Raw genomic sequence first — 21738 nt, forward strand, 5'->3', positions numbered from 1 at the left:
GCTCGTGCAGCCGGAATAGGCCTCTCGCACCAGATGTTCACCGGATGCTGGATCGGCGGTCACCGGCTATGCGCTCGTTGGTTCCCGTTCACCGGCGAACGGCAGGGTGTGCCTGTGCCCGCCGACTTCCTCGACGCCGATCTCCTCGACAGCGTGCTCGCCGGTCCGTGGAGCCTCGCTCTCATGGCTCTCCTCGTGCTCGGCGACGCGTTCCTGGTGGTGATCCCCGGAGAGGTCGCCGTCACCGTGCTGGGAGCACTCGCCGTCAGCACAGGATCCCCGCCGCTGTGGGCCGTGATCGCGTGTGCAGCGGCCGCCGCCGTGCTGGGTGACGGCGCGTGCTATCTCGTCGGTCGCTTCGTCGGGTTGGAGCGCTGGCGCTGGATGCGCGGTCCCCGCGTACGGCAGGCTCTCACGTGGGCACAGAGCCGCCTGGACGCCGGCACGGCCACCGTGCTGTTCACCGCGCGCTTCGTGCCGTTCGCGCGACTCGCGATCAACCTCGTGGCCGGCGCCTCGCGCATCCATCCCCCGCGGTACCTGGCGCTCGTCACGGTCGCCGCGAGCGGGTGGGCCGCCTACCAGGCATCCATCGGCGCCGCGGTGGCGGCGATCCTCCCGGGCGGGCCGATCGTGGCCATCCCGGTATCCATCGTGGTGGCCGTCGGCATCGGGCTTCTGATCGATCTCTGCACCCGTCGACTGCGCAGGTGAGGGTCCCGTCTCCCCGGGCAGTGCCCTAGGCTGGCGGACATGAGCACCGAAGAAGGCGCCTCCTCCTCTGAGGAGATGAAGCGCAAGTTCAAGGAAGCGCTCGAGAAGAAGAACGCGCACCACCGTCAGGGCGAGTCGCATCTGGATGGCGACTCCGCCGTCCACGGTGCCGCTGCCCCGCAGACGCGGCGCGAGTTCCGACGCAAGAGCGGTTGACCGCACGGATGCGGGAGCCGAGATCTCGGCTCCCGCATCCTCATCTTCCGGCCCGTCAGCCCTGTGCAGCGCGTGCGCGGGCCCTGGCCTCCTTGGCCTGCATCTCGGTCAGCGCGGAGTCCTTGAGCTCCTGCACATCCGCAGCGTCGGGCGCAGAGGACATCCCGTGCTCATCGACGCCGTCGAGCTGTGACTCCTCGAACGGAAGCTCGCCGCTGAGCACCTGACGTACGCGTTCCCGATCGATCTGCTTGGTCCAGGTGCCGATCAGCAGAGTCGCGACCGCATTGCCGGTGAAGTTGGTCAGTGCGCGTCCTTCCGACATGAAGCGATCGATACCGACGATCACGCCCACGCCGTCGACGAGGTCGGGGCGGTACGCCTGGAGTCCTCCGGCGAGCGTCGCCAGGCCGGCACCGGTGACACCGGCGGCTCCCTTGCTGGCGATGATCATGAACACCAGCAGGCCGATCTGCTCGCCGATCGACATGGGCTGCCCCATCCCGGCGGCGATGAACAGCGACGCCATCGTGAGGTAGATCGCGGTGCCGTCGAGGTTGAACGAGTATCCGGTCGGCACGGTGATGCCCACCACGGGCTTCGAGACGCCGACGTGCTCCATCTTGGCGATCAGACGCGGCAGCGCGGACTCCGACGACGACGTCCCGACGATCAGCAGGTACTCGCGACCGAGGTACTTGATGAGGCTGAAGATGTTCACCCGCGTCACCGCCCACAGCAGCGTTCCCAGGATCACGGTGATGAAGAGGATGCACGTGATGTAGAACGCGATCATCAGCGTCCCCAGGCTCCAGATGGCCGCGACGCCGGTCTTGCCGACGACCGCCGCGATCGCTCCGAACGCCCCGAGGGGTGCGAGCCACAGGATCATGCCGAGAATGCGGAACACCAGCTTCTGCAGGTGCTTCACGGCATCCATGATCGGAGCTCCGCGCTCCCCCAGACCCTGGAGGGCGAAACCGACTAGCAGCGCGATGAACAGCACCTGCAGCACGCTCTCACCGGTGAACGCCGAGAAGAAGGTGGTGGGGATGATGCCGAGGATGAACTCCTGCGTCGTCTTCGCCTCGGTCTCGGTCGCGTCGTACGTCGACGACGCCATGTCGAGTCCGGCGCCGGGGTGGATGATGTTGCCCACGACCAGCCCGATCGCGAGGGCGAAGGTCGACATGATCATGAAGTAGAGCAGCGCGAGTCCGCCGATCTTGCCGACGGTCGCCGCCTTCGCGATCGAGCCGACACCCACCACGATCGTGCAGAAGATGATCGGCGCGATCATCATCTTGATCAGCGCGACGAACCCTTTGCCCAGTGCCTCGAAGCCCTGACCGACCTCGGGCCAGATGAGCCCGACCGCGGCTCCGAGCACCACGGCGATCAGCACCGACACGTACAGCCACGTATGCCGGTCCCAGGACTGCTTGTTGCGCCGCCAGTGGAACCCCGGGAGCGAGAAACCCGTCGTGATGGCCATGTTTCCTCCTTGATCATGAACGTCTTCGTGTCATGTGCGTCAGCGTCCGTGCTGACCGATGCCCCTACCGTCGCCGACTTCACACACGGGGACCATTTGTGGTCGTATTGGTCATCACCCGCCACGGACGACGATCGGAGACGCGATGGCGCATGCCACGACCGCACGCAGCGCGGCGTCTCGAGTGTTCCTGGTGCTGCTGCTCGCCGCCGTCGTCATCGGCGCTCTCGTGGCCGTGTTCCTCGTCGTCGAGACACAGCGCGCGACACGCGCCGAGGCGGAGCGGGTCACGGCCGCCACCGCCGCGACGATCGCTGCCTCCACCGCCACGGTGGAGGCGCTGTCCGCCGTGGCGGACGCTGTCGGCGACGGTGCTGCGCGTGCCGATGCGACCCGCGTGCTCGAGCCGCATGCACTGGACGTGATCGATACCGCGCACCTGGACTTCGTCACCATCATGACCGTCGACGGCGTGCGCATCACGCATCCCGACCTCGCGGTGATCGGCGAGCCCTACCTCGGCACGATCCCTGCGCGACCGCGTCAGCTGACGGAGGTGTTCACGGGCACGCTCGGGCCCTCCGTCCGGTCGATCGTGCCCGTCGAGACGGCGAACGGCGCACTCGTCGGTTGGGTGGCCGCCGGCGTGACGACGGAGTCGATCGCCGACACGCTGGTGCGCCGACTGCCTCTGTCACTGGGCATCACGGCCGGGCTGGTCGCGCTCGGCGCACTCGGCGCATGGGCCGCACGGCGGGCGACCCGGCGCATCGCCGGTGATCTGCCTCCCGGACAGGTGCGCGATGCGGTCTCGTCGTACGAGTCGATCCGCACGCTCGGCGAGGCGCTGCGGGCGCAGACGCACGAGCACGGAAACCGGATGCACACGGCCGTCGCCCTGCTCGAGCTCGGACGCACGCCGGAAGCGATCGAGATCCTCACCGAGACGTCGCGCGCCAGCCAGTCCCTCGTCGACCAGGTGACGGCGCGGCGACATGGGGATCCGGTGGTCGGAGCGCTGCTGCTCGGAAAGGCGTCACAGGCGAAAGAGCGCGGCATCGAGTGGCGGGCCCGCATCGAGCCCGACACCCCTCGCTCCCCGCTCTCGACGGTCGACAGCGTCGCCGTGCTCGGCAACCTCATCGACAACGCCATGGATGCCGCCACCGACACCACCGGCGACGTCGATGACATGGACGCCGCCGAGCGCTGGGTCTCGGTCCTGCTCCGCCCAGCGGATCACGGGGGCATCGTGCTCGAGGTCGCCGACAGCGGACCGGGCGTGCCGGAGCACCTGCGCGACCGGATCTTCGACTCCGGGTTCTCGACGAAGCCATCGGGGACCGAGGGACGCGGCGTGGGTCTCGCTCTGGTGCGATCGATCGTCTCCGACGCCGGCGGCTCCGTCGAGCTCCGCGCTGAGCCGACGACGTTCCGGGTCGAACTGCCCGCCGCGCCCACGCCCCGGAGGCGCTCATGATCCGCACGCTGTTGGTCGACGATGATGCTCTGACCCTCGAGCTGCACCGTGACTATCTGGCTCGTCTCGACGGATTCGTCGTCGCCGGTGAGTGCACGGGGGCCCGCGCCGCCGTCTCCGCCGTGCTCGAGCGACCCGGACCCGATGCGTTCGACCTGGTTCTTCTCGACATGACGATGCCGGACGGATCCGGACTCGACGTGCTGCGTGCCCTGCGCTCGCGCGCGGCTGCCGTCGACGTCATCGCCGTCACGGGCGTGCGCGATGCCGACACCGTGCGGCAGATGGCCGCGCTCGGGGTGTTCCAGTACCTGGTCAAGCCGTTCGCCTTCGCGGTGTTCCAGGAGCGGATGCAGCACTACCGCGAACACCGGGACCAGGCGCGGTCGACCGACGGCGAAGCGACACAGGCCGAGATCGACGCGCTGCTGGGCCGGAGCACGGGAGCGATCCGGCTGCCGAAGGGATTGTCCGCGACCTCGCTCGAACGCGTGACGGCGGAGGTGCGCGAGGCCGGTCCGCTCTCGGCCAGCGAGGCCGGCGCACGTTTGGGCATGTCGCGCGTCGCGGTTCGGCGCTACCTCGAGCACCTCGCCGCGGACGGTGTGCTCGTGAAGACCGCACGATACGGGGCGCGCGGGCGCCCCGAGACGGAGTACGGCTGGAAGCGCGGCGCCGCCGACCAGAGGTGAGCCTCCGGCCGGCGGCGGGCGGTCACTCCCCCGCGAGACCTCCGAGCATGTGGCCGAAGGATCGGCCCTCGCCCAGGTACGTCGCAGGGTCGTAGGGGTCCACGACCTCGACGGTGTCGCGGCGCGCGATCGCATCGGCGAGTTCGCGGGCGCCCTTCTCGATCCGCTTGGCGAGCGGCGCGACGTCGTCGCCCGCGTCGCCCCAGTCGCTCGAGGCGGCGAAGACGCCGGTGGAGACGGCCTCGGCGTGCAGGTAGGCGAACAGCGGCCTGATCGCGTAGTCGATCGCCAGCGAGTGCCGAGCGGTGCCCGCGTTCGCACCGATCAGCACGGGCTTGCCGGTGAGGGCGTCGGGGTCGAGCACGTCGATGAACGACTTGAACAGACCCGAGTAGCTCGTCGAGAAGATCGGGGTCACGGCGATCAGGGCGTCGGCAGACACCACCGTGTTGACCGCGGTGTCGAGTGCCGGCGGGGCGAAGCCCGTGAGCAGATTGTTCGTGATGTCGTGCGCGTAGTCCCGCAGCTCGATCACATCCACGCTCACCTCGATGTCACGCGAGCGGAGCACCTTCGCCGTCTCTGCGGCCAGCCGGTCAGCGAGCATGCGCGTCGACGACGGGTTCGACAGGCCGGCGGAGACGACCGCGATACGACGCGTGGTCATCTCAGGCGCCCTTCCGGCTGAGGCCGAACGCGGCGCCGGCCGGGGCCGGGGTGTCCTGGTAGGGCGAGTCGCCGGTGAGGTTGTCGCCGCGGTTGGCGCCGGGCCGGGCCTGACGGGTAGGTCCGTCGCCGAACTCCGCCGCGACCCGAGCCGCATGCGTCGGCGCGTCCGGAACGTTCGCCGGGCGATCTTTCGCCAGCTCCCTGCGCAGGACCGGAACGACCTCCGAGCCGAGGATGTCGAGCTGCTCGAGCACCGTCTTCAACGGAAGCCCGGCGTGATCGATCAGGAACAGCTGACGCTGGTAGTCGCCGTAGTGCTCGCGCATCGCGGCGTAGCGGTCGATCACCTGCTGCGGAGACCCCACGGTCAGCGGGGTCATCTCGGTGAAGTCCTCCATACTCGGACCGTGGCCGTAGACGGGCGCGTTGTCGAAGTACGGACGGAACTGGTTGACCGCGTCCTGCGACTTCGCAGCCATGAACACCTGCCCGCCGAGTCCGACGATCGCCTGCTCGGCGGTGCCGTGTCCGTAGTGCGCGTAGCGCTGACGGTACAGCTCGATCAGACGCTGGTAGTGCTCCTTCGGCCAGAAGATGTTGTTCGCGAAGAAGCCGTCGCCGTAGTACGCCGCCTGCTCCGCGATCTCGGGCGTGCGGATGGAGCCGTGCCACACGAACGGGGCGATGCCGTCAAGCGGACGCGGCGTGGAGGTGAAGCCCTGCAGCGGGGTGCGGAACTTGCCTTCCCAGTCGACGACGTCTTCGCGCCAGAGCTTGTGCAGCAGGGCGTAGTTCTCGATCGCGAGCGGGAGCCCCTGGCGGATGTCCTGACCGAACCACGGGTAGACGGGGCCGGTGTTGCCGCGACCGAGCATGAGGTCCATGCGGCCGTCGGAGACGTGCTGGAGCATCGCGTACTCCTCGGCGATGCGCACGGGGTCGTTCGTCGTGATGAGGGTGGTCGATGTCGAGACGATGAGGCGTTCGGTCTGCGCGGCGAGGGCGGCGAGGAACGTCGTCGGGCTGGAGGACCAGAACGGCGGGTTGTGGTGCTCGCCGATCGCGAACACGTCGAGCCCGACCTCTTCGGCGTGGGTGGCGATCGCGAGGGTCGCCTTGATGCGCTCCTGCTCACTCGGCGTCACGCCGGTGGTGGGGTCGCGGGTGATGTCGCTGACCGACATGATGCCGAACTGCATCGCCGGGGCGGCTGACTGCTCGCTCATGATTACTCCGTCTTCTCCGAGCCGGATGTCTCGGCATCCGGTTCTATTCATTTGAATGTATATGAGTCAACGCGATCCCGACAACTTTATTCCCCGCGGTAGCCTCACAGTATGAGCAGCGCCGGCGCCCACACCGCAGACCCTCCGACGGGTGCGGCACCGAAGCCCCGCCGACGCGTACCGTTCTGGGACAACGCGCGATACGCCTGCATCGTGCTCGTGGTGCTCGGGCACGCGATCCAACGCCTGATCTACGACTCCGACATCGCTGCGGCGTTCTACCTCACGCTCTACGCCTTTCACATGCCGGCCTTCGCCATCATCTCCGGCTACTTCTCGAAGTCCGGCTCCCCGACCAAGACGCAGATGGCGCGGGTGATCACCGACATTCTCCTGCCCTATCTGATCTTCGAGCTCCTGTGGACCCTCACGAAGTGGATCGTCAAGGGACAGGCCGACCCCAACATCACCCAGCCGTCCTGGACGCTCTGGTTCCTGCTCGCTCTCGGCATCTTCCGGCTGGTGCTGCCCTACCTGGCGCTCCTGCGCTGGCCGCTGCTGTGGACGATCGTGATCTCGGTCGGCGCGGGGTACCTGCCCAACGTCGACAGCACGTTCTCGCTGTCGCGCACGCTCGGCCTGCTCCCTTTCTTCGCCCTCGGCTGGTGGCTGCGCGACCGCGACATCGTGGAGCGACTGCACATGCTGGACTTCCGGCCCTGGTGGCTCCGCATCTGCGCCGTCGCCGTGATCGCCGCGACCGGATGGACGGCATGGCATTGGCTTCCCGTGTGGCAGGAGTTCGATCTGCGGCGCTGGCTGTTCTACGAGGACTCGTACTCGGATCTCGGCGGGGAGCAGTGGTGGGCCGGCGGCGTGCGCCTGGCGCTGATGGTCCTCGCCCTCCTGCTCAGCGCCGCGTTCTTCGCGCTCATCCCCCGGAGCACGTACTGGTGGACCACGTTCGGCCAGTACACGATGTACGTCTTCCTCCTGCACTCCTTCGTGCTCTACCCCTTCCGCGAGACCGGCGTCCTGCGCGACCTCGAGCCGACGTGGCTCTGGCTGCCGCTGATCACGGTGCTTTCGGTCGTCGTCGCGCTCGCGCTGGCGACCAAGCCGGTTCGGCGCATCTTCCGACCGTTGGTGGAACCCCGCCCGACCTGGCTCTTCGCGGATCCGGAACTGACGAAGAAGGACGGCCGCCGCAACGACCCCACCGGGTCTCGCCGTCCTCGCGAGGTCGGTGCGCCACGTCCCCCGCGCGAGTCACGTCGTGGCGACCGCTAGCCTGTCGTAGTGAATCGCGCAGAGATCGTCCGTGACCGCATCGTGCGCCAGGTGGATGCCACCGGCTTCATCGCACACGGACTGCACGTGCTCACCGGACCCGACGTCGCCGAGCACCGGTGGACCGAAAACATCCGCGAGGACGTCCACTCCGCCGCCAAGGGCGTGTGCGTCCTGGCAGCGGCCTTCGCCGCCGACGAGGGCCTGGTCTCCCTCGACGAGCCGGTCGCCTCGCTCATGCCGGACATCGCCATGGGAGCCGGGGTCGAGGCGGTGACGCTGCGGCACCTTCTCAGCATGTCGAGTGGGATCGACCTGCCCTGGTCCGAGACGATGATGACGGATTGGCCGGATCTCGCCGTCGAGTTCCTCGGTCGCCCGTCGCGGGGGCGCGTGTTCCAGTACTCCAACGCCAGCACGTACACGGCGATGCGCGTGCTCGCCGCACGCGTCGGCGACGTGCACGACTATCTGGCCACTCGCCTGTTCGCACCGCTCGGCATCGACGACGTCACCTGGGACCGGTGCCCCCAGGGGTACATCCTCGGCGGCAGCGGCCTGTACCTGCGCACCGAGGAATTCGCGCGCCTGGGACGACTCATCCGAGACCGCGGCGTGTGGGACGGGCGTCCTCTCGTCTCACCCGAGTGGATCGACGCGATGCACACCGATGGCGTGGTCGCCGGCGTGAACCCCGGATACGACCGCTACGCCCTCGCGGGATGGAGCGGACCTGGCGACGCCTGGCGACTGCACGGTGCGCACGGACAGCTGATGATCTTCGTCGACGATGCCGTCGTCACGCTGACCGCCCACGACCATTTCGGCGCCGACGCGATCGCCGCCTTCGCGGTCGAGACGCTCAGCGGCTGAACACGGACTCAGGCGAAGAGCCCCGCACCGACGTAGGACCCGGCGGTGACCCCCGGCGGGATCACCCAGATGCCCGAGCCCACCGGCCGGATGTACTCGTTCAACCGATCGGTGGCCAGGCGGCGTTGCAGGGTGATGAACTGCGCGGGATCGCGCTGATACGACAGGAAGAACAGGCCGGCGTCGAGACGCCCGAGATCGTTGTTGCCGTCGACGTAGTTGTAGCCCCGACGCAGAACCCGCACTCCGTCGTTCTGGTCCGGATGCGCCAGGCGCATGTGACTGTCGGCGTCGATCGCTGATCCGTGGAAGTCGGGCGCCGTGAACTCGTCACCCCCCGACAACGGTGCGCCCTCGCCCTTGTCTCGCCCGATGATCGTGTCCTGCTCTGCCAGCCGCACCCGGTCCCAGGTCTCGATCAGCATCGCGATCTTGCGTGCTACCAGGTAGGAACCACCGGCGAGCCAGGCAGGCTCGTCATCGGGCGCCACCCACACGTGCGCGTCGAGCGCCTTCCGGTCATCGGCGAGGATGTTCGCCGTGCCGTCCTTGTACCCGAACAGGTTGCGCGGCGTCGCCTGCGTCGCGGTGGTGCGCGACGTCTTGCCGAATCCGAGCTGTGACCAGCGCAGCCGGGCGCGTCCGAACGCGATCCTGCTGAGATTGCGGATCGCGTGCACCGCCACCTGCGGGTCGTCCGCGCATGCCTGGACGCACAGGTCACCGTGCGACTTCTGCGGGTCGAGGTCGTCGCCGAGGAAGGCCGGGAGTCGTTCCAGCCCGGCGGGGCGACGAGACGCGATGCCGTAGCGGTCGCCGTCCTCGTTCTCGAAGAGTCCGGGCCCGAAGCCGAAGGTGAGAGTGAGACCCGAAGCCGGGAGCCCGAGAGCCTCGCCGGTGTCGTCCGGAGGTGATTGGGCGGGACCACCGATGGCACCCGATGCGCTGACCTCGAGGCCCTGCGTCATGCGCGAGGCGGCGTACGACCAGTCCTGCAGCAGCGAGATCAGGTCATCGCGGTCCGTCCGCGGCATCATGTCGAACGAGGCGAAATGCAGGTGATCCTGCACCGCGGTCGTGATTCCGGCCTGATGCGCACCGAAGTAGGCGTGCGGGTCGTCGGTCGCCGCGGCGGCACGCGCACGCCCGAGCGCCACTCCCCCCCGCGAGACCGGCGCCTGCGCCGACGGCGAGTCCCGCGACGCCGCCGCCGATCGCGAGACCGAGCAGTCCGCGCCGGCTCAGTCCGGTCGGCGCGGCCGCCCCGGCCTGCTCTGCGCTCGACGCGTCGTCGGCCGCCGCATCCGTTCCTGGTTCAGTCACGTCGTCGATCGCCGTCCGTCGCCGGGATCAGTCCAGCACCGTGCCGGTGAGCTGCGACAGCGGCTCGGCCAGAGCGTTGATCAGATCGGTGAACTCGCGCTTGTCGTCGTCGGTCAGCTCGCGGTAGCCGACGAAGCCGTCGGTCAGTGAACCGTGTGCGGCGAGCGACTGCTCGAGCGCGGTGTATCCCGCCTCGATCTCGGAGACCAGGGCGGCACCGTCGTCTCCCTGCGCGCTGGCGAAGTCCTGAACCAGGGAGAAGGCCATCTTGGACCCCTCGACGTTCGCGGCGAAGTCGTAGAGGTCTGTTCCGGACCACCAGTCCTCCTCGCCGGAGATCTTGCCGGTGGCGACCTCGTCGAGCAGGGCGATGGCACCGTTGGAGATGCCGCCGATGCCCTGGTCGTCGAGCGAGGTGGTGAAGTCGTCGGAGTGCACGTAGTCGTAGAGCTCCTGCACGTCGGCCAGCAGCAGGTCGCCGAAGTCGGCGCGCTGCTCGGGTGTCGACGGCGCCCAGTCCTGCCAGGCCGGCGTCTCGCCGTCGGCGTTCAGCGCGTCCTGCGCGGGCACCCAGAGGTCCTTCTCGATGCGGTGGAAGCCTGACCAGTCGAGTCCCTCGGCGACGGCGTCGACCTCGCGGTAGTCGATACGCGGGTCGAGGTCGCCCAGCGCCTCGGCGACGGGCTCGATCCGCTCGTAGTACGCCCGCGTGAGCGGGTACAGCGAGCGAGCCGTCTCGTCCTCACCGGACTCGTACGCGGCCACGAAGTCTTCCACGGCGGGAACGAGCTGACCGACCTGGTCCTTCACGAACGCGGCATAGAGGTCGACGGCCTTCTGCTTCTGCTCGGCATCAGGCCCCTCGACCTGGATGCGATCACCCGTGACGGTGAAGGCGGTCTTGCCGACGCCCTCGCCGATCATGCCCGGCTTGCACAGCGTGAAGTACTCGCCCGGCTGCGCGACCACGGTCAGCGTGCGCGATGCGGCCGGGGCGATGTTCTCCACCTCGCCGACGATGCGCAGGCCGTCTTCGGCGAGCAGGTAGAACTCGGACACCTGATCGGTGTCGTTCTTGACCGCGAAGGTGAGCGTGCCACTGGTGGCCGTCGACTCCGAGACCGCGCAGGCTCCGTCGGTCGACGACACGTCGAAGGCGGCTGCCGCGCCGGCGTCGCTCTTCGCGACGCATCCGCTCAGGATGAGGGCGGCCGCGCCGGTGGCCGCGAGAGCCATGAGGATGCGAGGGGAGGTGGTCATGCTGCTCCTTGTGATGAGAGAGATCCGGACGCGTCGTCGGCCAGCACCGGAGATGTCCGCGCAGTGGAGGGACGGCGCGAGCGGAGTCCGCGGATGTACGACGATCCGACGATGGTGAGATAAAGGGTCCACGCCACGACCTGCAGCCAGGTCATCGCGGGCATGAAGCCGACGGTCGCCTGCAGGATCGCGGCGAGCGGGCCCCCGGGGGCGATGGACGCCGAGACGTCGAAGGCCCAGCCGAACGGGAACGCCGCCCAACCGATCGCGACGCTGCCCGAGGCAGGGTCGATCGGCGCGGCTGCCGTGAACGGCCCGGGCAGCGCGCCGGCTTCCTGCAGATCCATGAGCGCATAGGCGAGCACGCCCGCGGCGACGATCACCAGGAAGCCTCCGGTCCAGGCGAAGAAGCGGCGCAGGTCGAGCTTCACGGCTCCGCGGGCGATCAGCCAGCCGGCCACCGCGGCCACGGCGAGACCCAGCAGGGCACCGAGCAGGGCCGAGGGTGCGTCGCCGAACGACTGCACCATCGACCACAGCAGCAGCGTGGTCTCGATGCCTTCGCGCGCGACCGAGACGAATCCGATCGCGACGAGCGCCCACACGCTGCCGGCCGTGAGCGCGCGGTCGACGCCGCCTTCGAGCGTCGCCTTCATGGTGCGGCCGGCCCGCTGCATCCAGAAGATCATCCAGGTGACCATCGCGACCGCGACCAGAGAGAGCCCTCCGCCGATGAGCTCCTGCGCTTCGAATGTCAGCGAGTACGCACCGAATGTGAGGACCGCACCGATACCGAGCGCCAGGATGATGGCCAGCGCGACCCCAGCCCACAGGCGCGGGAGCACGTCGCCGCGGCCCAGGCGCCGAAGATAGGCGACCAGGATGCCGACGACGAGCGCGGCCTCGAGGCCCTCACGGAGCCCGATCAGGAAGGTGGCGAGCACGAAGACACTCTCTGAGAGAACAAAGGTAAGGCAGCCCTTACCAACGAGTGACTCTAGCACCCCCGGGCGGTGCCGACGGAACCCGTGATATTCCGGCCGTCGCATCCGCGATCACGGTAATGCGACGCAACACTGGGCCGAGTGCCCGGCGAGCGGATCTACCCTCGTGACATGGCTGATCTCTCGCTCCCCATCCTCGACCTCTCCCGGCTCGACGACGGCCCCGAGGCCGCCGCGCAGTTCCGCGACGACCTGCGCGCGGCGACGCACGACGTCGGGTTCTTCTACCTGACCGGGACGGGCATCTCCCCCGAGCTCGAGGCGCGACTGCACCGGGCGGCACTGGACTTCTTCGCTCTACCCGAAGCACAGAAGCTTGCGATCGAGAACATCAAGAGCCCGCACTTCCGCGGCTACACCCGCGTGGGCGGCGAGCGGACCCAGGGCAAGGTCGACTGGCGCGAGCAGATCGACATCGGCCCGGAGCAGAAGGCCGTCGAGGGAGGCCCCGCGTACAACCGACTCCTCGGCCCGAACCTGTGGCCGGAGGCGCTGCCTGAGCTGCGCGCCGTGGTCGGCGAGTGGCACGACACCCTCACCGTCGTCGCCCACAAGCTGCTGCGCGCGTGGGCACAGACCCTCGGCGCCCCGGCGGGCTTCTTCGACGAACACTTCGACGACCCTTCGACGCTGATCAAGATCGTGCGCTACCCCGGCACGCACGAGCCCGAGCCGCAGCAGGGCGTCGGCGCGCACAAGGACTCAGGCGTCCTCACTCTGCTGTGGGTCGAGCCGGGCGTGGGCGGTCTGCAGGTCGAGCGAGACGGCGGGTGGGTCGACGCGCCGCCCGTGCCGGGCGCGTTCGTCGTCAACATCGGCGAGCTCCTGGAGTACGCGACCGGTGGCTATCTGAAGGCCACCAACCACCGCGTGGTGTCGCCGCAGGCGCCGAACGAGCGCATCTCGATCCCGTTCTTCTTCAACCCGGCACTCGACACCCGGATGCCGCTGATCGACCTCCCGCCGGAGCTGGCCGCCGAGGCGAAGGGCGTCACCGACGACCCGAGCAACCCGATCCACGCCACCTACGGCGAGAACGCCATCAAGTCGCGCCTGCGCGCACACCCGGACGTCGCCGCCATCCATCACCCCGACCTCGTGGGCGCTCAGACCTGACCGACCCCGAACGCAAAACGAAGGCCGCCCCACACCAGGGACGGCCTTCCAAGAATGTTCTGCGCGATAGTACGCAGGTTCAGCGGTGCTGTGCTCAGCGACGAAGACCCAGGCGTTCGATCAGCGAGCGGTAACGCGCGATGTCGATGTCCTGGAGGTAGCCGAGCAGACGACGGCGCTGACCCACCATGAGGAACAGACCACGACGCGAGTGGTGGTCGTGCTTGTGCTCCTTGAGGTGTTCGGTGAGGTCCTTGATGCGCTGCGTCAGCATCGCGACCTGCACCTCGGGGGATCCGGTGTCACCGGGGTGCGTCGCGTACTCTTCCATGATCGCCTTCTTGGCGTCAGACTCGAGTGGCATAGATGGGATCCCCTTTCAGTTCGTTGCGCGGCGCCCGACGCCTGATGCGAGGGCTCTCTTTATCCGCGGCCGATCAAACGGCAACCTTGACAGTCTACCAGCCCGAGGACCTGCTCGACGACGCAGAGAACCCCGAGCCCTGAGGGGCCCGGGGTTCTGGGATCGGATCGCTCGCGCGGTCGATCAGTCCTGCTGCAGAGCGCCCTGCAGGTCGAGCGTGATCGTGACGTCCTTGCCCACGAGCACGCCGCCGGTCTCGAGAGCCGAGTTCCAGGTGAGGCCGAAGTCCTCACGGTTGATGACGGTCTTCGCCGAGGCGCCCGCCTTGTAGTTGCCCCACGGGTCGCTGCCGAAGCCGCCGAAGTCCAGCTCGAAGCTGACAGGCTTGGTGATGCCGCGGATGGTCAGGTCGCCGTCGACGAAGAGCTCGCCGTCCTCGGCACGCGCACCGGTGGAGACGAACTCCATGGTGGGGAAGTTCTCGGTGTCGAAGAAGTCGCCGGAGCGCAGGTGCGTGTCGCGGCCCTCGTCCTTGGTGTCGATCGAGGTCACGTCGACGCTCGCCTCGACCTTGGCCTCGAGGGGGTTCTCGGGGGCGATCAGGGTGGCGCTCTTCACGCCGAAGGTGCCGCGCACCTTCGAGATCATCATGTGGCGGACGCTGAAGGTGACCTCGCTGTGCGACGGGTCCAGCACCCAGGTGCCAGAGCGGTAACCGGGGATGTCGATGGTGGTCATGGGATCTCCTCACGGGACGGGGGCCGCGATCGCGGCATACGAGATCAAACTCGCATTCACGAGAATACATTCCCGAGTTGATGATTCTCATCCATATGGCCCGCACGACAACGAGAACGCGCCCCTCTCGCTGACGGAGAAGGGCGCGTTCGAGACGATGCGGGAGGTCAGCCGACTGCCACCAGATCGATGATGAAGATGAGGGCCTTGCCGGACAGGAAGTGGCCGGAGCCCGCGGGTCCGTAGGCCAGGTGCGGCGGGATGACCAGCTCGCGGCGTCCGCCGACCTTCATGCCGGGGATGCCGTCCTGCCAGCCCTGGATCAGGCCGCGCAGCGGGAACTGGATGGTCTCGCCACGGCCCCACGAGGAGTCGAACTCCTCGCCGGAGTCGTACTCCACGCCGGCGTAGTGCACGGTCACGGTGTCGCCGGGCTTGGCTTCCGCGCCGTCGCCCTCGATGAGGTCGCGGATGACGAGCTCCGAAGGAGCGGGACCGGCGGGGGCGTCGAACTCAGGCTTTGTGCGATCAGTCATGTCTCCATCCAAGCGGAGCCGCGCGAGCGGGTCAACGCGAGCGCACCCGCTGACAGCGAACACCCTGCCCGAAGTCGCTCTTGACACCTCGCGATACCAGGAGCACCCTGATTACAGACCAACTCAGCGCCCGGTAGACATGCAGGCATCGCCGCAGCACCGGGCGCTGAGTCTGTCCCGGGACGTGCTCGTCATTCGGCCGCGTAAGCGATGAGGCGCTCCGCGAGTTCGACCGTCGCCATCTGACAGATCCTCTCCGCTGAGTCTCTGCGAGGAGGCTACTCCGGATCGACAGCGGTCAGTAGGCCAGCAGTGCGGCCCGAGCCGCACGCGTGCGGATCAGGAGGGCGCGCTCATCGTCGGCGGCCAACGGGTCGCGCCCGGTCAGAGCGCGCTGACGCACCGAGGCGAGCGCCGTCGCATCCTTGATGAACTCGCGCATGAGCGCACGTCGGTCCCCGCGCAGCTGCGCCGCCCACGAGAGTCCGACCTTGCGCCCCGCGGGCGTGGCGAGCATGGTCACCTCTTCGGGCGTGAACCACCCCGCTGCCGCGTACTCGCCGAGCCGGGCCCTGGTCAGACGCGCCTCCTCACGCTTGAGCGCGACGATGCCCAGGATGAACGCCACGAAAAGCGGCACCTGCAGGGTGATGTACAGCGCGAAGAAGTCGGCGAAGGTGGCAGAGCCGTTCCACAGGGCGTGCAACAGGATCGCCCCGACGAGTCCGACCAGACCTGCGCCCAGGGCACCGCCCGCGGAGGCGTGCCGACGAGCGGCCAGACCGATCGCGAAACCGGTCAGCGAGGTGAACATCACGTGCGCGAACGGCGAGAGCAGGCCCCGCACCACGAAGGTGGCGGTGAGCTGCGCCCCTCCCCCTTCGATCAGACTGATGGCGAAGTACTGGATGTTCTCGGTGAACGCGAAGCCCGCCCCGACGAGCGCGCCGTATACCACGCCGTCGACCGGACCGTCGAAGGCACGACGGGCGACCAGGAACACCAGGAAGACGCCGAAGCCCTTCCAGAACTCCTCGACGACCGGAGCCTGGAAGACGGCGCTCACCGTTTCGTCGCGGTTGCCGACGAGGACCGTGATGCCGAGGTCCACCAGGAGTGTCAGACCGACCGATGCGACCGCGCCCCAGGCGACCGCGAAGAGCACGAGGCGCTTCGGCTCCGGCTCCCACCGGTCGATCAGTCGGATGAAGAGGAACACGATCGTGAGCGGGATCAGCGCCAGCACCAGGCCGACGACGGAGGCGACAGCGCCGAGCGCCCAGACGAAGTAGCCGACCAGGGCGATCAGAAGGAAGCCGAGGACGCCGAACAGCCAGAGGGAGACCGAGCGCCCCTTCTTCGTCGGGACGGGAAGCGCGGGGAGCGCTTCCGCCGGCGCCGGTGCCACGGGCGCGGGCGGCGTGTACGACACCGGCTGCGCGAGGGCGGACGGATACGACTGGGGCTGAGCGGGCGGCGGCGTGTACGGCGACGGCTGCTGCGGCTGGGACGGTCCACCGAAAGTCATAGCGACAGCCTATGGCTCACAAGGGATCCGCTCGCGATCTGAAGGACCCCGCAGAGCGGCTGCCGGAGCGTACCGGTAGCGTAGGAGCATGCGGTTCGCTCATCTGCGCCGTGCTGACTCCCCTCGCCCGGTTCTGGCCGTGGTGGAAGACGCCGACGCCATCCTCGTCTCCGACCTCCTGACCGACGCTCCTGCGACCCTGCAGCAGCTCATCGAAGGAGGGAACGAGACACTCGACGCACTGCGCGCTGCCCTGTCGTCCGGCGACGCGCCGCGGCATCCGCTCGCCGGGTGGACGTTCGACTCCGCCGTCATCGCCCCTCCCGCCGTGCTCGCGGTGGGCCTGAACTACGCCGCCCACTCGAGCGAGCTCGGGTTGAAGACCGACACCGCGCCGACGGTGTTCACGCTGTGGCCGAACTCGCTGACCGGGCACGAGCAGACCACGTCCTGGCCGCGGTCGCTCAGCGAGGCCGTCGACTACGAGGCCGAGCTCGGCGTGCTGATCGGCACCCCGGCCAAGAACGCCACAGAGGACGAGGCGCTCTCGCACGTCTGGGGCTACACCGTGGTGAACGACATCACGGCACGCAACATCCAATTCGCCGAGGCTCAGTGGTCTCGCTGCAAGTCCTTCGACGGCTTCACCCCCACGGGCCCCTTCGCGGTCACCGCCGACGAGGTGACCGACCCGCAGGATCTGCACATCTGGACCGTGGTCGACGGACACACCGTGCAGGACGCCTCGACCGACCAGATGGTGCGCTCGGTCGCGAAGCTCATCGCCCATCTCTCGCAGTCGCTCACCCTGCTTCCCGGCACGCTCATCTCGACGGGCAGCCCCGGCGGCGCGGGCTACTCGCGTGACCCGCAGATCTTCCTCCGTGACCGGTCCACCGTCACGGTGGGCATCGACGGACTCGGTTCGCTGACCACGCACTGCCGCATCCTCGACTGAGCGAATCCGCCGCCGACTCGTCGGCGCACGAAGAAGGCCCCGGTGCATGCACCGGGGCCTTCTTCGCGGATCAGATGTCGACCAGGTCCTCCGGCGAGATGATCGGGATGGCCGCGGTGACGGCCTCGAGGCCCGACAGGCGAGCAGGCGAGAGCTGCTTGATGACGTCCTCGCGGGACATCAGCCCGGCCTCGACGACCAGATCGGCGACGTTGCGGTTCGTGAGCAGTGCGGTCTTCGCCAGCGCGGCGGCAGCGGCGTATCCGATGAACGGCGTCAGAGCGGTGATCACGCCGACCGAGGCGCCGACCATCGCGCCCAGGCGGTCGCGGTTGGCGGTGATGCCGTCGACGCAGTTGACGCGCAGCGTCCACATCGCCTGACGCATCCAGGTGATCGACTGGAAGATCGAGTGCGCGATCACGGGCTCGAAGGCGTTCAGCTGCAGCTGTCCGCCTTCGACCGCCATCGTCACCGTCATGTCGGCGCCGACCACGGCGAACGCCACCTGATTGACGACCTCCGGGATCACCGGGTTGACCTTGCCGGGCATGATGCTGGATCCGGCCTGCATCGCGGGGAGATTGATCTCTCCGAAGCCCGCCTGCGGACCCGACGACAGCAGTCGCAGGTCGTTGCAGATCTTCGACAGCTTGATCGCGTTGCGCTTGAGCGACGAGGAGAACGACATGAAGGAGCCGGTGTCGCTGGTCGACTCGACGAGGTCGGTCGCGGTCTCGAGGTCGAGTCCGGTGATCTCGCGCAGGTGACGCAGCACCGCGGGTGCATAGTCGGCGTGGGTGGTGATGCCGGTGCCGATCGCCGTGGCGCCCATGTTGATCTCGAACATCAGCGAGGCGTTCTCGGTGAGTCGGCTGTGGTCCTCGCCGAGCGTTGTGGCGAAGCCGTGGAACTCCTGACCCAGCGTCATCGGCACCGCATCCTGAAGCTGGGTGCGCCCCACCTTGAGGATGTCGTGGAACTCGACGGCCTTGCCGAGGAACGAGCGCCGCAGCAGGTCCAGCTCGTCGAGCAGCGAGCGCAGGGTGAGCGACAGCCCGATCTTGACCGCCGTCGGGTAGACGTCGTTGGTGGACTGGCTGCGGTTCGTGTGGTCGATCGGCGACAGGAAGGCGTAGTCGCCCTTCTCGCGCCCGCTCATCTCGAGTGCGATGTTGGTGATGACCTCGTTCGCGTTCATGTTCGTCGAGGTACCGGCACCGCCCTGGATGACGCCGACGGTGAACTGGTCGTGGAACTCGCCGTCGATGACGCGCTGCGCGGCCCGGTCGATCAGATCCGCCCGCTCGGGGTCGAGCACACCGATCTGGCGGTTTGCGCGGGCGCTGGCCTGCTTGACCATCGCCAGGGCGCGGACCAGATCGGGATACACCGAGATCGGGCGCTTCGTGATCGGGAAGTTCGCGTCGGCGCGGGCGGTGTGGATCCCCCAGTACGCGTCGACGGGAATCTCCATGTTTCCGAGCGAATCGGTCTCGGTGCGGGTCAGGGCAGGCGCGGCAGAAGCCATGTCACATCCTCGTGGGTCGTGGCGGGTGAGAAAGGGTGGGGGATGCCACCAGTCTACGCGGCCGCCGCCGCGAGACCCGGGGCGACGCCCTCGGAGGGGCTTCCCGATCAGCGCCCGGGCTTGCGCGAGAACGCCTCGAGCCGCTGCTCCGGGGTCAGCTGCGCCATCCGCTGCAGCCATTCCTCCGAGAAGAAGTCGCCGGTGGGCGCGTCGGTCACCGGCACCACGGTGTGGGTGATCGTGTCGGGGTGCACATGCACCAGCTGGAACGCCTGGGCCGCGTCCATGCCGTTCACATCCGCAGCCGGCAGCGCCACGTTCATCGTGTAGCAGGTGGCGGATGACACGCTCACGGGCACTCCCGCGAAGGTCCCGTGCGATGAATAGTGCAGGTGGCCCGCGAGGATGCCGCGCACATCGCTCCCCCGGATCACCTCGGCCAGCTCGTCCTGATGCTGCAGCTCGAGGATGTCGAAGAGCGGGAGGTGGCTGGGCAGCGGAGGGTGGTGCATCGCCAGGAGCGTGCCGTGCGGGGCAGGCTCCGCCAGAACCTCGGCCAGCCACGACCGTTGCTCCTCGTCGATGTCGCCGTGGTGCCACCCCGGCACGCTCGTGTCGAGGGCGATCACGCGGAGTCCGTCGAGATCCCAGATGCCGGTCACCGGCTCCTCTGTGGCGGGCAGATCGAGCAGACCGTGCCGAAGCGCGGGGCGCTCATCGTGATTGCCGGCGACCCAGATCACCACGGTGCCGAGCTCCGCCGCGACGGGCTCGACCGCCGCGCGCAGACGTCGGTAGGCGTCGGGCTCGCCGAGATCAGCGAGATCACCGGTGACCACGATGGCCGCCGGGTGCGGGTGCACCCTGCGGACGGCATCGAGTGTGCGGGCGAAGTTCTCCTCGACGTCGAAGCGTCCGCCGAGCGACGCTCCCCCGGCGAGGAAGTGTGGGTCGCTGACATGGATCAGCACGTGCGAGGCGGGCCGATGACGGCCGAAGACGTACTCGTCGGCGGAGTGCGCGGTCATGGCATCAGCCTAGAGCGCGCGTACGACTCGGCGTCGGGTGCGGGCAGATCAGTGCCCGACGACCAGGATCAGCACACCCGTGACCACCGCTGCGGCACACAGGGCGAAGCAGGCGTAGGCGCCGACCAGCGCCAGTCGTTTCTGTCCCTCGGTGAGCGGGCTCTTGCGCGCCTGCTTGGCAGCCTGCTTCGCCGCGCGCTTGAGCTCCTTCTCGGAGATCACGGTGATGGCGTCGGTGAACTCCGCCGGGCTGACCACCGGCGCATGGCCGCTGCGGACCAGGAGCCGCAGACCCACCGCGTAGGACGTGACGATCGTGGACGCACCGATCAGGGCGACCGCGAAGACCAGCCCGAAGGCGTTCCAGTCGATCACGACGTTCACTTCGACTCCTCCTTGCGACGGGCCTTGGCCTCGGCCGCGCGCTGCTGACGCCGTGTCGGCGGCGGGGAGTCGGGCGTCTCGACCGCGAGTCCGGACTCGGCGACGTCGCTCATCGCGTTGGCGGGGGTCACGGCATCCCGACGCGAACGCAGGAACAGCCCGACGATCACCACGAGTGCGAGCACCGCGTCGAGCGCGATGCCCCAGATGCCGAACCAGTTGATCAGCAGTGCCGCGGCGGCGCCGACCGCACCGGCCGCGGGGAGAGTCAGCAGCCATCCGATCGCGATGCGACCCGCTGTCCGCCAGCGCACCGTGGAGCCACGCCGACCGAGGCCCGAGCCGATCACCGAGCCCGAGGCGACCTGCGTGGTCGACAGCGCGAAGCCGAAGGCGCTCGAGGCGAGGATGGTGGCTGCGGTCGAGCTCTCAGCCGAGAACCCCTGCGCGGGCTTGACCTCGGTCAGACCCTTGCCGAGAGTGCGGATGATGCGCCAGCCGCCGAGGTACGTGCCGAGCGCGATCGTGACGGCGCAGGCGACGATGACCCACAGGTACGGGTCGGCCTGATCCTGGCTCTGCCAGCCCACCGTGATCAGCGCGAGAGTGATGACGCCCATCGTCTTCTGCGCGTCGTTCGTGCCGTGCGCGAGAGCGACCAGCGAAGACGTGAAGATCTGCCCCCAGCGGAAGCCGTCGCGACCGTCGGGCTTGCCATCGTAGCGTCGGGTGATCGCGTACGCGATCTTGGTGGCGACGAAGGCGATGACCAGCGCCGTCACGGGCGCGATCAGCGCAGGCAGGATGATCTTCGACAGCACCATGCCGAAGTCGATCCCGCCGACGCCCACACCGACGAGGGTGGCTCCGATCAGGCCGCCGAACAGCGCGTGCGAGGAGCTCGAGGGAAGACCGAGCAGCCACGTGAGCATGTTCCAGGTGATCGCGCCGATCAGGCCGGCGAAGATCATCGGCAGGAAGATCTCCGCCTGCTGTTGGATGCTCTCCTCGCGGATGATGCCGTGCGAGACGGTCTTCGACACCTCCGTGGAGAGGAAGGCGCCGACGAGGTTCAGTGCGGCTGCGAGCAGCACGGCGGTCTTGGGCTTCAGCGCACCGGTGGCGATGGGCGTGGCCATCGCGTTCGCGGTGTCGTGGAAGCCGTTGGTGAAGTCGAAGAAGAGTGCCAGCAGGATCACCAGCACGACGATGAGGGCTGCGGTTTCCACCGTTCGCTTTCGGTCGTTGAGGAAGAGGGAGATGTCGACGGGATCGACGTGATGAACGAAGAGTTCACCGTGGGTTTGACTTCC

At 68.4% G+C, this 21738-nt stretch carries 21 protein-coding genes and 1 pseudogene; 8 read left to right on the forward strand and 14 right to left on the reverse strand.

Annotated features, from left to right (window positions below):
- The first annotated feature begins 114 nt into the window (after positions 1-114).
- Both AC2D10_RS03980 and AC2D10_RS03985 read left to right on the forward strand, forming a co-directional pair.
- The gene (locus AC2D10_RS03980) at positions 115-714 is read left to right on the forward strand and encodes a DedA family protein (protein WP_484710598.1); all 600 of its coding nucleotides are present in this window, start codon (positions 115-117) and stop codon (positions 712-714) included.
- 39 nt (positions 715-753) lie between these two features.
- Positions 754-930 (forward strand): DUF5302 domain-containing protein, encoded by a 177-nt coding sequence (locus AC2D10_RS03985; RefSeq protein WP_484710600.1) that lies wholly within the window; start codon positions 754-756, stop codon positions 928-930.
- Positions 931-985: 55 nt separating this feature from the next.
- Here the strand turns inward: AC2D10_RS03985 and AC2D10_RS03990 are convergent, their stop codons facing one another.
- Entirely contained in the window at positions 986-2425 is a 1440-nt protein-coding gene (locus AC2D10_RS03990) for a cation:dicarboxylate symporter family transporter (RefSeq protein WP_484710602.1), read from the reverse strand.
- A gap of 145 nt (positions 2426-2570) precedes the next feature.
- Here AC2D10_RS03990 and AC2D10_RS03995 point away from each other — a divergent pair, with 145 nt between their 5' ends.
- Together AC2D10_RS03995 and AC2D10_RS04000 are read left to right on the forward strand one after the other, a co-directional pair.
- Positions 2571-3905, forward strand: a complete 1335-nt coding sequence (locus AC2D10_RS03995; RefSeq protein ID WP_484710604.1) for a sensor histidine kinase — start codon at positions 2571-2573, stop codon at positions 3903-3905.
- Positions 3902-4597 carry a response regulator gene (locus AC2D10_RS04000; RefSeq protein ID WP_484710605.1) on the forward strand — a complete coding sequence of 232 codons (696 nt, stop codon included), beginning with the start codon at positions 3902-3904 and terminating at the stop codon, positions 4595-4597. The genes AC2D10_RS03995 and AC2D10_RS04000 overlap by 4 nt, the downstream gene beginning before the upstream one ends.
- A 22-nt stretch (positions 4598-4619) precedes the next feature.
- On the opposite strand, the gene AC2D10_RS04005 is transcribed toward AC2D10_RS04000, so the two are convergent.
- Together AC2D10_RS04005 and AC2D10_RS04010 are read right to left on the reverse strand one after the other, a co-directional pair.
- On the reverse strand, positions 4620-5264 hold the full coding sequence (locus AC2D10_RS04005; RefSeq protein ID WP_484710607.1) for an FMN reductase: 645 nt from the start codon (positions 5262-5264) through the stop codon (positions 4620-4622).
- Position 5265: 1 nt separating this feature from the next.
- Positions 5266-6492, reverse strand: coding sequence for an LLM class flavin-dependent oxidoreductase (locus tag AC2D10_RS04010; protein ID WP_484710609.1), 1227 nt, complete (start codon positions 6490-6492; stop codon positions 5266-5268).
- Between the two features lie 111 nt (positions 6493-6603).
- Here AC2D10_RS04010 and AC2D10_RS04015 point away from each other — a divergent pair, with 111 nt between their 5' ends.
- Together AC2D10_RS04015 and AC2D10_RS04020 are read left to right on the forward strand one after the other, a co-directional pair.
- Positions 6604-7782: an acyltransferase family protein gene (locus tag AC2D10_RS04015; protein ID WP_484710610.1), complete on the forward strand. Its 1179-nt coding sequence runs from the start codon at positions 6604-6606 to the stop codon at positions 7780-7782.
- 9 nt (positions 7783-7791) lie between these two features.
- Positions 7792-8655: a serine hydrolase domain-containing protein gene (locus tag AC2D10_RS04020; protein ID WP_484710613.1), complete on the forward strand. Its 864-nt coding sequence runs from the start codon at positions 7792-7794 to the stop codon at positions 8653-8655.
- A gap of 8 nt (positions 8656-8663) precedes the next feature.
- On the opposite strand, the pseudogene efeB reads toward AC2D10_RS04020, so the two are convergent.
- From efeB to efeU, 3 genes and pseudogenes are all read right to left on the reverse strand, one after another.
- Positions 8664-9900, reverse strand: a pseudogene (gene efeB / locus AC2D10_RS04025) (iron uptake transporter deferrochelatase/peroxidase subunit).
- Between the two features lie 105 nt (positions 9901-10005).
- Positions 10006-11238, reverse strand: a complete 1233-nt coding sequence (gene efeO, locus AC2D10_RS04030; RefSeq protein WP_484710616.1) for an iron uptake system protein EfeO — start codon at positions 11236-11238, stop codon at positions 10006-10008.
- Positions 11235-12182: an iron uptake transporter permease EfeU gene (efeU, locus tag AC2D10_RS04035; protein ID WP_484710617.1), complete on the reverse strand. Its 948-nt coding sequence runs from the start codon at positions 12180-12182 to the stop codon at positions 11235-11237. Before efeU ends, efeO begins: the two co-directional genes overlap by 4 nt.
- Before the next feature lie 171 nt (positions 12183-12353).
- On the opposite strand from efeU, the gene AC2D10_RS04040 reads away from it, so the two are divergent.
- Complete coding sequence (locus AC2D10_RS04040) at positions 12354-13358, forward strand: isopenicillin N synthase family dioxygenase (RefSeq protein WP_484710618.1); 1005 nt, start codon at positions 12354-12356, stop codon at positions 13356-13358.
- Between the two features lie 94 nt (positions 13359-13452).
- On the opposite strand, the gene rpsO is transcribed toward AC2D10_RS04040, so the two are convergent.
- The 4 genes from rpsO to AC2D10_RS04060 form a co-directional block, all read right to left on the reverse strand.
- Complete coding sequence (rpsO, locus tag AC2D10_RS04045) at positions 13453-13722, reverse strand: 30S ribosomal protein S15 (protein ID WP_045280509.1); 270 nt, start codon at positions 13720-13722, stop codon at positions 13453-13455.
- Between the two features lie 183 nt (positions 13723-13905).
- Positions 13906-14460, reverse strand: coding sequence for a YceI family protein (locus AC2D10_RS04050; RefSeq protein ID WP_463796826.1), 555 nt, complete (start codon positions 14458-14460; stop codon positions 13906-13908).
- A gap of 167 nt (positions 14461-14627) precedes the next feature.
- A complete protein-coding gene (locus tag AC2D10_RS04055) occupies positions 14628-14996 on the reverse strand; it encodes an FKBP-type peptidyl-prolyl cis-trans isomerase (RefSeq protein ID WP_484710619.1) in 369 nt (122 codons plus the stop codon).
- A gap of 298 nt (positions 14997-15294) precedes the next feature.
- Positions 15295-16524 (reverse strand): PrsW family intramembrane metalloprotease, encoded by a 1230-nt coding sequence (locus tag AC2D10_RS04060; RefSeq protein WP_484710620.1) that lies wholly within the window; start codon positions 16522-16524, stop codon positions 15295-15297.
- A gap of 88 nt (positions 16525-16612) precedes the next feature.
- Between AC2D10_RS04060 and AC2D10_RS04065 the strand changes: the two genes are divergently transcribed.
- Positions 16613-17482 (forward strand): fumarylacetoacetate hydrolase family protein, encoded by an 870-nt coding sequence (locus AC2D10_RS04065; RefSeq protein WP_484710621.1) that lies wholly within the window; start codon positions 16613-16615, stop codon positions 17480-17482.
- A 70-nt stretch (positions 17483-17552) separates the two neighbouring features.
- Here the strand turns inward: AC2D10_RS04065 and AC2D10_RS04070 are convergent, their stop codons facing one another.
- The 4 genes from AC2D10_RS04070 to AC2D10_RS04085 all read right to left on the reverse strand — a co-directional run bounded on the left by AC2D10_RS04070 (position 17553) and on the right by AC2D10_RS04085 (position 21654).
- Positions 17553-19013, reverse strand: coding sequence for an aspartate ammonia-lyase (locus AC2D10_RS04070; protein ID WP_484710622.1), 1461 nt, complete (start codon positions 19011-19013; stop codon positions 17553-17555).
- 107 nt (positions 19014-19120) lie between these two features.
- Positions 19121-20041 carry a metallophosphoesterase gene (locus tag AC2D10_RS04075; RefSeq protein WP_484710623.1) on the reverse strand — a complete coding sequence of 307 codons (921 nt, stop codon included), beginning with the start codon at positions 20039-20041 and terminating at the stop codon, positions 19121-19123.
- Between the two features lie 48 nt (positions 20042-20089).
- Entirely contained in the window at positions 20090-20425 is a 336-nt protein-coding gene (locus AC2D10_RS04080; protein ID WP_484710624.1) for a peptidase, read from the reverse strand.
- Positions 20422-21654: an anion permease gene (locus AC2D10_RS04085; protein WP_484710625.1), complete on the reverse strand. Its 1233-nt coding sequence runs from the start codon at positions 21652-21654 to the stop codon at positions 20422-20424. Before AC2D10_RS04085 ends, AC2D10_RS04080 begins: the two co-directional genes overlap by 4 nt.
- Between the last annotated feature and the right edge of the window lie 84 nt (positions 21655-21738).

It is taken from the genome of Microbacterium sp. PI-SA-G, assembly GCF_057215335.1.